This is a genomic window from Cupriavidus sp. C3SS-1, from assembly GCF_057073755.1.
The window spans coordinates 929,064-941,352 of the sequence record NZ_CP172699.1 but is presented as its reverse complement, the minus strand read 5'-3'; the positions used below and the strand labels follow the sequence as shown (position 1 = coordinate 941,352).

Annotated in this window: 12 protein-coding genes; 3 read left to right on the top strand and 9 right to left on the bottom strand. The window is 66.8% G+C overall.

Going from position 1 to position 12,289, the window contains the following annotated elements; translation table 11 throughout:
* Window positions 1–24: 24 nt before the first annotated feature.
* Genes copD through ACIGJC_RS04405 form a run of 4 tightly spaced genes read right to left on the bottom strand, consistent with a single transcriptional unit; the run spans window position 25 to window position 4,179 of the window.
* Window positions 25–939: a copper homeostasis membrane protein CopD gene (gene copD / locus ACIGJC_RS04420; RefSeq protein ID WP_483710811.1), complete on the bottom strand. Its 915-nt coding sequence runs from the start codon at window positions 937–939 to the stop codon at window positions 25–27.
* Window positions 940–942: 3 nt separating this feature from the next.
* A complete protein-coding gene (gene copC, locus ACIGJC_RS04415) occupies window positions 943–1,329 on the bottom strand; it encodes a copper homeostasis periplasmic binding protein CopC (protein WP_483710810.1) in 387 nt (128 codons plus the stop codon).
* A gap of 49 nt (window positions 1,330–1,378) precedes the next feature.
* A complete protein-coding gene (locus ACIGJC_RS04410; protein WP_483710809.1) occupies window positions 1,379–2,395 on the bottom strand; it encodes a copper resistance protein B in 1,017 nt (338 codons plus the stop codon).
* Complete coding sequence (locus ACIGJC_RS04405; protein ID WP_483710808.1) at window positions 2,395–4,179, bottom strand: copper resistance system multicopper oxidase; 1,785 nt, start codon at window positions 4,177–4,179, stop codon at window positions 2,395–2,397. The genes ACIGJC_RS04410 and ACIGJC_RS04405 overlap by 1 nt, the downstream gene beginning before the upstream one ends.
* A 196-nt stretch (window positions 4,180–4,375) precedes the next feature.
* Between ACIGJC_RS04405 and ACIGJC_RS04400 the strand changes: the two genes are divergently transcribed.
* Complete coding sequence (locus ACIGJC_RS04400) at window positions 4,376–5,062, top strand: heavy metal response regulator transcription factor (protein WP_483710807.1); 687 nt, start codon at window positions 4,376–4,378, stop codon at window positions 5,060–5,062.
* A complete protein-coding gene (locus ACIGJC_RS04395) occupies window positions 5,062–6,459 on the top strand; it encodes a heavy metal sensor histidine kinase (protein ID WP_483710806.1) in 1,398 nt (465 codons plus the stop codon). The genes ACIGJC_RS04400 and ACIGJC_RS04395 overlap by 1 nt, the downstream gene beginning before the upstream one ends.
* A gap of 3 nt (window positions 6,460–6,462) precedes the next feature.
* Here the strand turns inward: ACIGJC_RS04395 and ACIGJC_RS04390 are convergent, their stop codons facing one another.
* Genes ACIGJC_RS04390 through ACIGJC_RS04370 form a run of 5 tightly spaced genes read right to left on the bottom strand, consistent with a single transcriptional unit; the run spans window position 6,463 to window position 10,383 of the window.
* Complete coding sequence (locus ACIGJC_RS04390) at window positions 6,463–6,822, bottom strand: hypothetical protein (protein ID WP_483710805.1); 360 nt, start codon at window positions 6,820–6,822, stop codon at window positions 6,463–6,465.
* A gap of 31 nt (window positions 6,823–6,853) precedes the next feature.
* The gene (locus tag ACIGJC_RS04385; RefSeq protein ID WP_483710804.1) at window positions 6,854–8,020 is read right to left on the bottom strand and encodes an osmoprotectant ABC transporter ATP-binding protein OsmV; all 1,167 of its coding nucleotides are present in this window, start codon (window positions 8,018–8,020) and stop codon (window positions 6,854–6,856) included.
* On the bottom strand, window positions 8,017–8,667 hold the full coding sequence (locus tag ACIGJC_RS04380; protein WP_483710803.1) for an ABC transporter permease: 651 nt from the start codon (window positions 8,665–8,667) through the stop codon (window positions 8,017–8,019). The genes ACIGJC_RS04385 and ACIGJC_RS04380 overlap by 4 nt, the downstream gene beginning before the upstream one ends.
* Before the next feature lie 10 nt (window positions 8,668–8,677).
* Window positions 8,678–9,637, bottom strand: a complete 960-nt coding sequence (locus tag ACIGJC_RS04375; RefSeq protein WP_483710802.1) for a glycine betaine ABC transporter substrate-binding protein — start codon at window positions 9,635–9,637, stop codon at window positions 8,678–8,680.
* Between the two features lie 29 nt (window positions 9,638–9,666).
* Complete coding sequence (locus ACIGJC_RS04370; RefSeq protein ID WP_483710801.1) at window positions 9,667–10,383, bottom strand: ABC transporter permease; 717 nt, start codon at window positions 10,381–10,383, stop codon at window positions 9,667–9,669.
* Between the two features lie 704 nt (window positions 10,384–11,087).
* On the opposite strand from ACIGJC_RS04370, the gene ACIGJC_RS04365 reads away from it, so the two are divergent.
* Entirely contained in the window at window positions 11,088–12,017 is a 930-nt protein-coding gene (locus ACIGJC_RS04365) for a pirin family protein (RefSeq protein ID WP_483710800.1), read from the top strand.
* The last annotated feature ends 272 nt before the right edge of the window (window positions 12,018–12,289 follow it).

The window sequence follows — 12,289 nt, the reverse complement described above, 5'->3', positions numbered from 1 at the left end:
AGGTTCAGGGAACGGGCAGCGAAATCAATGCCCGGGAGACAGCGTGCCAAACCATGCCACGAGACCCAGCACGGCCATGGCACACGCCGTCTCGCATCGCAAACTGCGGCGCAGCGCAAGCACGGCGGCGCGGTCGTCGCGCTGATGCACGTCGTACGCCAGCCGCGGCGCCAGGCGGTAGCGATTGGCGGCCGCCAGCCCGAGCATGGCACAGAACAACGCGAGCTTGGCCAGCAAGAGCCCGCCGTAGCGGGTGGATAGCAAGCCGGACAGGCCAGGCCCGGCGATCAGGATGTAGTTGGCGACGCCGGTCACCACCAGCAAGGCGACGATGCCGGCTCCGACGTGGGCAAATCCACTTGCCGCGCGGCTCAGTTCTGCCACGCTGCCTGCCGTGGCGGTGCGCTTCGGCGACGACATCGACACAAACACCGCCAGTGCGCCCACCCAGGCGCCGGCGGCCAGCAGATGCACGATATCGGCGGCCAGATGGATGCCGCCCCGCAGGCCTTCGCTCATCACCCCATGCCCGCCCCAGGCGAGCGTGGCCAGGGCGATCGCCGCGGCCACTGGCAGGAGGATGCGTGTTGCCCGCCAATGACACGGCGCCATGCTTGCCAGCACGCAGACGAGCAGCGCCAGCATCCGCACCTGCCACGCCATGCCCAGGCCGGTCTCGGTCACGATCATGCGCAGCGTCCCGGCATCGATGGCAAGGTAGGACGCCGCGCCCATCATGATCCTGGCTGTCACCAGCAGGGCCGCGGCGGAAAACACGATGCCGGCCGCCGCCAAGAATGTCGTGAAGCGGCACCGGCAAGTGGCAGGTTGCGCATCACCACGCAGCAGCCACATCGACGCAAGCGGCACGCCGAACAACAGCGCCAGATCGGCATACTGGACAAAACGCAGGACGATGTTGGCCCGGTCAGCATCCATCGGCTATTTCACGGTGAACGTGAGCTTGCCGCTGACCGGATGCGTGTCGGCCGCCACGGCGCGCCAGTCCAGGCGATAGGTGCCGGGCACAAGCGGGCTCGCGGGCGTGATCACCATCGTCTTCGGATCCTCGCCGGCCGATACGCGCGTGGCCACGCTCATCGGCGCATGGTCCGCCATGCCGGGCATGCCGGTCATGAGCAGCTTGGCGCCGGACACGCGCGCGACCAGGCTCTCGGAGAACCGCAGTTCGATCCGCGCGGGCGCCGCGATCTCGGCATTGTCGGCCGGCGTGGTCGCGAGCAGTTGCGGATGCGCGAAAGCGTGGCCGCCGGCGAGCAGCGCCGATACGGCCAGCAAGGACTTTGCAAGGCTACGGATGTCGAACATGGGGGCACCTTCGTGTGATGGTTTGATGGCTGGCTTGCACAAGCATGCCTCAGAACCAGGCCCGCACGCCAGCCACGAAGCGGGTCTCGCCGCTGCGGCCGCCGGTGGTCCGGACCATGTCCGACGTATTGCCGAAGGCCTGGTACCGCTCGACGCCGATATAGGGCGCAAACTGGCGGTTGATCTCATAGCGCAGGCGCAGCCCCACTGTACCGTTCGACAGGCCGCTGCCGGTGCCGGTTTCCGGATCGTTCCTGCCGTACAGGCTGGCTTCGATGCGCGGCTGCAGGATCAGGCGTTGCGTGATCAGCAGTTCGTACTCGGCCGCCAGGCGCAGCGCGGTGCGCCCGCTGTCGCCGACGTAGGCCGTGGCATCGACTTCGAACCAGTACGGTGCCAGGCCCTGCACGCCGAACGCCATCCAGTTGCGCCCCGGACGTCCGCTGCCCACGTCATTGCGCCAGCCAAGCTGCGTGTCCCAGTAGGGCGCGATGGCGTGGCCCCACAGCAGTTCGGTGCGCGCATCGTGCACCTTGCCACCCGCGGCTTCGCCTTCTGTCTTGATGACAAGCCGGTTATACGTGCCGCCGAACCACGCCTGCGCTTCCCAGTTTGCGGCGTTGGCACCATTGGCATGCGCCCATTCCAGCCTGTCGACGAGTACCGAGCCAAAGCTGTGCTCGTCGGCCATGTGAAGGTGGCGTGTGTTGCCCAGCGCGTACTGGCCCGCGCCAAGCTGATAGCCGCCCGAGTATGCATGCGGGTCGCGCGCGTCGGGCGGCGCGCTTCCGCCCTGCATGTTCAAGTCGCCATGGTCCATCGCAGGCGCGTCCTGAGGCATCGGCGCCGCGGACGCGGGGCCTTCATCCATGCCCTGCATGCCTTCCATGCCGTCGTCTTCCACGGCGGGCGCGCCCCCCCCCGAATCGCTGGACGAATGATGTTGCGCATGTCCGGCATGCGGGTCCTGTGCCCACGCCGACGCGATTCCCGCGGCCGCGACGATCGCGGCAAGCATGTTCCTGGCGTGCGCGCACCTGGCAGCCTTGCGTGCGAAGCGTTCCATCACGACACCACCACTTCGCGGAACATGCCCGCATCCATATGCAGCATCAGGTGGCAATGCCATGCCCAGCGGCCAGGCGCGTCCGCCGTGACCAGGAAGCTGATGCGCTGCGCCGGCTGCACCGGGATCGTGTGACGGCGCGCCTGGAACGTGCCGTCCGGCGCCTCCAGGTCACTCCACATGCCGTGCATGTGCATCGGGTGGGTCATCATGGTGTCGTTGTGGAGGATGACGCGCAGGCGCTCGCCATGGCGGAAATGCACCGGTGTCGATTTGCCGAACTCGACGCCGTCGAACGACCACGTGTAGCGCTCCATGTTGCCGGTCAGGTGCAGTTCGATCTCGCGCCCAGGCCCGCGCGGGTCCGGCGGGCCGCCCAGCGTGTGCATATCGGCCAGCGTCAGCACCCGCCGTCCGTTATTGCGCAGGCCGATGCCGGGGTCGTCGAGATTCGTGCGCGGCGTGTCGACGCGCATGTCGGTGCCTGCGCCGTACTCGGTGCGCGCGTGGTGCACGGTCTTGCCGGGGACCTTGAGCGGATTGCCTGCAACGGCGCCGTGCATCGCGTGCTGGCCGTGGTCCATGCCATGTTGCATGCCGGCATGCTCCGCGCCGCCATGCATGCCGCCCATGTCACCCATCATGTCGCCCATGGCCAGCCACTCGGCCTTGTCCGGCGCAGGCACAGGTGCCTGCAGGCCGTCGCGCACGCTCAGCGTGCCCCTGGCATAGCCGGTGCGGTCCATCGACTGGGCGAAGATGGTGTAGGCATCGTCGCGCGGCTCGACCACGACGTCGCACGTTTCGCCGGGCCCGAAGCGGAATTCGTCGACCGTCACAGGTTCGATGTTGATGCCGTCGACCTGCACTACCTTCAGCTTCAGCCCGGGGATGCGCACGTCGAAGAAAGTATTGCCCGCGCCGTTGATCAACCGCAGCCTCACCTTCTCCCCGGGCCGGAACTGCGCCGTCCAGTTACCGGCTGGCGTCAGGCCATTGGTCAGGTAGGTCAGCGTGGCGCCTGACAGATCCGCGAGGTCGGTCGGGCTCATGCGCATCTGGTTCCACATGCGGCGCTTGTCGAGTGCGGCCTTGAGGCCATCGTTCGACACGTCGCGGAAAAAATCGACCACCGTTGGCTGGTTGTAGTTGTAGTAGTCGCTCTGGACCTTCAGCTTCGACAGCACGCGCATCGGATCCTCGTCGGTCCAGTCCGACAGCAGCACCGTGTAATCGCGGTCGGCGCGCACCGGGTCTTCGCCGGCCGGGTCGACGATGATGCCGCCATACAGCCCGATCATTTCCTGGAAGCCCGAATGCGAGTGGTACCAGTAGCTGCCGCTTTGCGCCACCTTGAAGCGGTAGGTGAAGGTTTCGCCCGGGGCGATGCCGTCGAAGCTGATGCCGGGTACGCCATCCATCTGGTACGGCAGGATGATGCCGTGCCAGTGGATCGAAGTCGCTTCGCGCAGGCGGTTGGTCACGCGGATGGTGACCGTGTCGCCCTCGCGCCAGCGCAGCGTCGGGCCGGGCAGCATGCCGTTGATGGTGGTGGCCACGGCGGGCTTGCCGGTAAAGTTGACCACCGATTCGCCGACGACGAGATCGAACTCGGTGCCGCGCAACACCGGCGCCGTGCCGAATGCCGTCGCGGCCGGCTGCGCCGATGCCGTCCCCTGCCAGACGGGCAGGCCCGCCACCACGCCGCCGGCCGCGAGCCCCTGCACAAAGCGTCGGCGAGACAGGTTGGGCAGCAGCAGGCCAGTGGAAGGATCGCGTCGCATGGAAAATCAGTCCTTGGAGAGTCGATAGCCGCACTTGTCAGCGGCAGGCAAAGCATACGCAAGGCCAGGGAACGTGCACATGACCCCGAAATTACAATCCGGTAATCTTGGCGTCATCTTGATGTTCATTGCCCTCGGCTACAGTCGCCGTTCGCCAGCGGCGTGCGGTGCGCGGCGGGCAACAAGGAAAGCGCTGATGAAACTGCTGGTAGTGGAAGACGAGGCCAAGACCGGTGAATACCTCCGGCAAGGCCTGACCGAGGCGGGCTTCGTGGTGGATCTGGCCGCCAACGGGCTGGACGGCCACCACCTGGCCATGAGCGAAGCCTACGACCTCATCATCCTCGACGTGATGCTGCCCGACGTGGATGGCTGGCGCATCCTGCAGACACTTCGCGCGGCCGACAACCACGTGCCGGTGCTGTTCCTGACCGCCCGCGACAGCGTGGCCGACCGCGTCAAGGGGCTAGAGCTTGGTGCGGACGACTACCTGGTCAAGCCGTTTGCCTTTGCCGAACTGCTGGCACGCGTGCGCACGCTGCTGCGGCGTGGCAGCGCGCAGGTCAGCGTGGACCGCGTGCAGGTCGGCGACCTGGTGCTGGACCTGGCGCGCCGGCGCGCATCGCGCGGCGGGCGCCGCATCGTGCTGACCAGCAAGGAGTTCTCGCTGCTCGAACTGCTGGTGCGCCGGCGCGGCGAGGTGCTGCCGCGCTCGCTGATCGCGTCGCAGGTGTGGGACATGAACTTCGACAGCGACAGCAATGTCATCGACGTGGCCATCCGCCGCCTGCGCGCCAAGATCGACGACGATTTCGGCACCAAGCTGATCCAGACCGTGCGCGGCATGGGCTACGTGCTCGAAGACCCGGAGGACATGGCGTGATGCGGCGCTTCTCGCTGACGACGCGCCTGACCGCGCTGTTCTGCCTGTCGTCGGCCAGCGTGCTGCTGGGCCTGGGCATCCTGATCGCGACGGCCATGGACCGGCATTTCGCGGAAGAGGATTTTGCGAGCCTCGGCGACAACGTCCGGCTGATCGAGCGGATCGCCGCCGAGAATGCCTCCGCATCGGTGCCCGAACGGCTGGCCGTGGCGCTGGAACACCATCCCGGGTTCATCGCCCACGTCACTGCGGCCGATGGCCAGACCTTGTACACGAGCCATGGCTTAGATTTCCAGGCCGCCCTTGGGACCGCCTCGGTCCTGCCGGCCGGGCGCGACAGCTTTGCCTGGGAACAGGATGGCAAGCACTACCGCGGCCTGCGCACCACCGTGCCGGCTGCGGGCGGATGGCCGGCGCCGCTGACCATCGTGGTCGGCATGGACACCGAAATCCATGCGCACTTCATGCGCGCGTTCCGTCGTTCGCTGGTCTTCTACATCGCGCTGGCCGCGCTGGCCAGCGGCCTGCTCGGCTGGTGGGCCGCCCGGCGCGGGCTGGCGCCGCTGCGCACCATGGCCACGCGCGCACGCGCCGTGACCGCGCACAAGCTCGACGCGCGCATGCCGGTGGAAGCCGTCCCAGTGGAAATGGCTGATCTTGCGGCGACGCTGAACGCCATGCTGGAGCGCTTGCAGCGCGACTTCGGGCGACTCTCCGAATTCTCGTCCGACCTTGCGCATGAACTGCGCACGCCGCTGACCAACCTGATGACGCAGACGCACGTCGTGCTCTCGCAACCGCGCACGGTGGAGAAGTACCGCGATGTGCTGGCATCGAATGCCGAAGAATTCCAGCGCCTGACGCGCATGGTGTCGGACATGCTGTACCTGGCCCAGATGGAACACGGCCTCACCCTGCCCTGCGCCGAGCCGATCGACGCGGCGGTCGAAGTCCATGCCTTGTTCGAGTTCTATGACGCACTGGCCGAAGACAAGCGCGTGCGCCTGTCGACGCGCGGCGACGGGCACTTCGTCGGCGACCGGCTGATGCTGCGCCGCGCGCTCAGCAACCTGCTGTCCAATGCCCTGCGCTATACGCCGCCGGGTGGCGGCATCGCGGTGGAAATCGATAACGATGCCGGCGGGGTGACGATTGCGGTTGAGAACGACGGCCAGGAGATCCGCGCGGACTTGCTGCCCGTAATCTTCGACCGCTTCTCGCGCGGCGACAAATCAAGGGTCCGTCCGGACTCGGACAGCGTGGGGCTGGGGTTGTCGATCACGCGCGCGATCATGGCCGCGCATGGAGGCACCATCGCCGTGCAGTCCGCGGGTGGCAAGACGCGCTTTACGCTCAGCTTCCGGCGGCAGGCTGCAGCCGCTACGGTGGCAGCCTGAGCTTCATTCGCTCGCCGTCAGCAGCCAGTACGCGTCGTCTTCCGTGATCTTGAGCCGATACTTGGTGGCCAGCACGCGCGCCAGCGCACGTGCTGCGCCCGGCGGGCTGTGCCGCAACTGCTCGCGATAGGCCTCGACCTCGTAGCGCAGCCGCCAGCTCCGGCTCAGCAGATAGAGCACGCCCATCAAACCCCAGCTGCGCCAGAACTGGCGCACATGCACCTTCTCATGCTCGATCAGCGCGTGGCTGGCGCCGGGCCGCAGCAGGATCAGCGGCCCCGGCGTAAAGCCGTCAAACCCGCGCGGCACCAGCCAGCGGGTTTCGATCATCAGGCAGAGCGGGGAGCGGCAGTAACGGACCATGGCGCCAGCATAGCGCTAACCGCGGCTGTCCTCACGCCGCGGCGCGCAGCGGTTCCGTCGGCAACTGGATGACCGGCGCGCTCCCGCGCGAACGTCCCGAGCTGAGGTAGCCCGCGATCGAATCCTGCGTCACTTCGCCAAGGTAGGCGCCGTCGGCATCCACCACCGGCAGCCAGCTCGTGTTGTGCTGGTACATGCGCGACAGCAGGATGCGAAGGTGCTCGTCGGACGTCGCCGTGGCGGGGAACGCACGCATCGCGTCGCTGCAGCGGCCGTTGCCCGCGCGGGCATCGCGGCGCGTGACGTAGCCCAGCGCACGCTGCGCGTCGTCGACCACCGGCAAGTGGCGCACGTCGGCGTCGTCCATCACGCCAAACGCTTCGGATAGCGCCATGTCCGGCCGGCAGGTCGGCGGCATCGTCGCCGCATCGCCGGCGCTCACGAGCAGCAGGCGCTTGAGCGTGTTGTCATGGCCGACAAAGGCCTGCACGAACTCATCCGCCGGGTGCGCCAGCAGCGCATCCGGATGGTCGAACTGCACCAGCTTGCCGCGCCGGAACACCGCCACCTTGCTTGCCAGCTTGATGGCCTCGTCGATATCGTGCGAGACCATGATCACGGTCTTGCCGAGCTGGCGCTGCATCTGCAGGAATTCGTTCTGGATGCTTTCGCGGTTGATCGGGTCGACCGCGCCGAAGGGCTCGTCCATCAGCAGCACCGGCGCGTCGGCCGCGAGCGCGCGGATCACGCCGATGCGCTGCTGCTGCCCGCCCGACAGTTCGCGCGGATAGCGCGACAGCATGCGGTTTGGATCGAGCTGCACCATCGACATCAGCTCGCGCGCGCGCTCGCGGCAGCGGCGCTTGTTCCAGCCCAGCATGCGCGGCACCACCATGATGTTCTCTTCAATCGTCATGTTCGGGAACAGGCCGATCTGCTGGATCACGTAGCCGATCTTGCGGCGCAGCGCCACGCCGTCGATGCCGACGGTGTCCTCGCCATCGATGCGCACGGTGCCGGAGGTCGGCTCGATCAGCCGGTTGATCATCTTCAGCGTGGTGGTCTTGCCGCAGCCGGACGGCCCCAGGAACACGCAGATTTCCCCGCGCGGCACCGTCAGCGAGACAGCATCCACTGCCCGCACTTCGGTGCCGTCTTTTTGCGGGAAGGCCTTGGTCAGTCGGTCGAGTTCGATCATAGTCGGATTCCTTTTGGCGTCAGCACCTTCTGCAGCCATTGCAGGAAGGCATCCGCCACGATGGCGAGCACGCTGACCAGGACCGCGCCCACGGCCAGCTTGCTCATATTGCTCTGGCTGATCGCCTGCAGGATCAGCACCCCAAGGCCACCCGCGCCGATGATGGCCGCAATGGTCGCTACGCCAATATTCATCACCACGGCCGTGCGCACGCCGCCCAGGATCACCGGCACGGCCAGCGGCAGGTCGACGTGGCGCATGCGCTGCCACGTCGTCATGCCGATGCCGCGCCCGGCTTCCTGGATGCCCGGGTCGATATTGGCCAGCGCGGTATAGGTGTTGCGCATGATCGGCAGCAGCGAGTACAGGAACACCGCGGTCACGGCGGGCACGTAGCCGAGCGCGTGCCCGAAGCGCGCGAAGATCGGGATCATCAGGCCGAACAGCGCGATCGACGGCAGCGTCAGCACGATCGTCGCCAGCGTCAGCAGCGGCGTGGCCAGCCAGCGGAAACGCGTGATGGCGATGCCCAGCGGCACGCCGATCAGGATCGCCATGCCCACGGCCGTGCCGACCAGCGCCAGGTGTTCGGCGGTGAGCTTCAGCAGCGTCGGCCAGCTATGGTGAAGGTAGGGCAGCAAGTCCATGCGCGCCTCCTCAGATCAGGCCATGGCTGCGCAGGAATTCTGCCGCCACCTTGTCCACCGGCTGCTGGCCGATGTCCACCCGGTAGTTCATGTCGGTCATCGACGCGTTGTCGAGCTTTGCCGCCAGTGCGTCGAGCAGCGTGGCGAGTTCGGGGTGCTTGTCCAGCGCGGCCTGCCGCACCACGGGCACCGCGCTGTAGTCCGGGAAGAAATGCAGATCGTCTTCGAGCAGCACGAGTTCGAAGCCCTTCACGCGGCCATCGGTCGTGTACACCAGGCCGAGGTCGACCTGGTTGTTCTTGAGCGCCGTGTAGACCAGGCCCGGGTCGAGCTGGATCACGTCACGGCGCGTGAACGGCAGCTTGTACTTGGCTTTCAGCGGTTCCAGGCCGTCCGGGCGCGCTGCGAATTCCATGTCGACCGCAAAAGGATGCTGTGCATCCTGGCCGCCCTTGCGCATCATCTCCGCATAGGCCGACAGCGTGGTGCCGCCAGCCGCCTGCGCACGGGCCTTCGGCATGGCCAGCGCATAGGTGTTGTTGATGCCCGACGGCTCCAGCCACACCAGGCCGCGCGCTGCATCCAGCTTCTTCACGCGGGCATAGCTCTCTTTGGCGTCGAGCTTTTCCTCGACCTTGTTGAAGACGATCAGGGCGGTGCCGGTGTAGTCCCACACCACGTCGAGCTGGCCGCTCTCCAGCGCCTGGCGCATCAGCGTGCTGCCCAGGCCCGCGGTCAGTTCGGTGCCGATGCCCTTGGCGCGCAGGTACTGCGACGTCATCGACGACAGGATCAGTTGCTCGGTGAAATTCTTGCCGCCCACGCGCACCGGCGCGGCATCGGTTGCCGGCGCGGCGGCGGGCGCTTGCGCGCGGGCCGGCGCGGAGCCCAGCAGCACGGCGGCTAGCACGGTGCCCACCACCATGAAGGCCCAGAAAGCGCGGCGTTCGCGGTCTCGTTTCGGTTCCATCGGTTCTTGTTTCTCCTTTCGGCCGCCGTTCATCGCGCCAGGCCGCGCCGGCGCAGATACAGATTGCCGGCGCCGGCAAAGAGCGCGTCGAGCGCCAGCGCCAGCAGCGCGGTGGCGGCGGCGCCCAGCAGCAGCAGCGACTGGTTGTTCAGGTAGATGCCCGGGAAGATCAGATCGCCCAGGCTGTTGGCGCCGATCAGGAACGACAGCGGCACGGTGCCCACGTTGATCACCAGGCTGATGCGGATGCCCGCCAGCATCACCGGCAGCGCGTTCGGCAGTTCCACGCGCATCAGCCGCTGGCCCGGCGTCATGCCGATGCCACGCGCGGCTTCGAGTAGCGTGGGCGAAACTGTGCGCAGGCCTTCGTAGGTGTTGCGCACGACGGGCAGCAGCGACGCGAGCCATAGCGCGAGGATGGCGGGCCGCTCGCCGATGCCCAGCACGGCGAGCGCGAGCGCAAGCACCGCAAGCGACGGCACCGTGTTGCCGACGTTGAAGACCTGCATCAGCCGGTCCGCCCATCGGCGCATGCACGGGCGGCTCAGCGCGATGCCGGCAGGAATGCCGGTGGCCAGCGCGAGCGCCATCGAAAATGCGACCAGCCGCAGGTGGTCGGCCAAGTCGTAAAGCAGGCGATCCTGATGCTGGCGGATGACCTCCGGGCCGATCCAGGCAACGACTCCGCCCAGCGCCAGCACGGTCAGGCATCCCCACGCGAACACCCGCACGGATTGCTTTGGCATAGTTCCCCTACCCGCGAATCGAAAGGGGATAAAGCACCACTTTCCGCACGCGGAAAACAAAATGGGCAAGGCGGTCGTGACAGTGGGGCGCCGCCGTCCCGGTTCAGATTGCATTGCCGCCATGACCGGCACGATTGCCAGCGGACGGGCTTTTGGGCTTCCACACCATGGGCGCGAAGTCCGATTGACGGGATGCCGCGGGCCTTGGGCCAGCGGGTCCCTGAAGCGGCGCACCCGGGGTGGTTATGGACCAGAAGCAGGACCAGAAGCCGGGTGGCCAAGGCGGCGCAAAAAGTGAGGTAGTCGACGCGCCGCCGAATGCATTGGCCGTTGCCAGACAAGGCCTGGCGGGGGCGCCAGACGAGTCAATCCACAGCAACGGAAGACAAAGAGAGCGCTATTATACCCATCTTCATCGATCTTGTCATTTCGGCCTGTCTTGCAGCCTTTCGCAGCGGCTTTTCAAGCATTTCGCAAGGCTGCCCGAGGACCTCGGGTATTTGGCGAAAACGCGGATGCGATCGTTAATACCAGCGGCTCGAATCTATGCGGATTGGGCATCCGGATAGAACAATCTGTTGCCTATGCGCCCTCTACTCTTTCGCGACCAAACCTCTACATTGGTGGGGTAGCTGAACACGATGCGGCCCGGATGACGGCAACAGCAACGCCCCGCCCGCCGCCCGCCAACTGGAGAAAGAATCATGGAAACCCGCACCCCTATCCCCACCGTTCCGGCCACCGCACAGGAATCCGTGCAGCGTTCGCGCGCCGTCGATCGTGTCGTGCGCGGCATTGCCACCTCGGACGGCGCCGGCGTCAAGCTGACGCGCGTGCTGACGCAGAACCTGCAGCGCCGGCTGGACCCGTTCCTGATGCTCGACGCCTTCGGCACCGATAGCAAGGATGACTACATCGGCGGCTTCCCCGACCACCCGCACCGCGGCTTCGAGACCATCACCTATATGCTGGCCGGCCGCATGCGTCACCGCGACAGCGCCGGGAACGAGGGCCTGCTGCAGAACGGCGGCGCCCAGTGGATGGTGGCCGGTGCCGGCGTGGTGCACTCGGAAATGCCCGAGCAGGAAGACGGCCGCATGGAAGGCTTCCAGCTCTGGCTGAACCTGCCGGCTGCCGACAAGATGACCGCGCCGTGGTATCGCGACATGCCCGCTGACGCCATTCCGACGGTGGCGCTGGACAACGGCGGCACGGTGCGCGTACTGGCAGGCGCCTCGCACGGCGTGGCCGGCGCGGTGACGCGGCCGGTGACGCAGCCGCTCTACCTTGACGTGCACCTGCCCGCCGGCCAGCAGTTCCGGCAGGCGCTGCCGGCCGGGCACAACGCTTTCGTCTATGTGTACCGCGGAGAGGTGTCGATCGGTGAAGGCAGCGAAAAGGCGGAACTCGAGTCGCAGCGCATGGGCGTGCTGGACAACGCTGCCAACGCCGACGGCGTCATCGTCAACGCGCAGTCCGATGCGCACTTCCTGCTGATCGCCGGCCAGCCGCTGGGCGAGCCGATCGCCCAGTACGGCCCGTTCGTAATGAACACGCAGGAGCAGATCTACCAGACGCTGGCGGATTTCCGCGACGGGCGTTTTGCGACGACCGCCGCGGCTTCGGGGGGGTGATGCTGGCCTGACCGACGCAACGGTTGTCTCCCCTCTCTCACGTGCGGGAGAGGGGGAGCAAGCCGCCAGCATTTCCGCCTTGCAGGCAAACCCGAACCGCCGCCCTCCACCCGGAGCGCGGCGGTTTTTCTTTCCCGTCCCGGCACGCACCTTGCAACCCACCGCAAACCGTTGCGGCGCTTGGACAAACGCCGGAAGCCGGTCGCCACGGTGCCGCGAACTTATATAATTCGTACCCAATATCATGCATCACGAAATCATGATGAATGTTG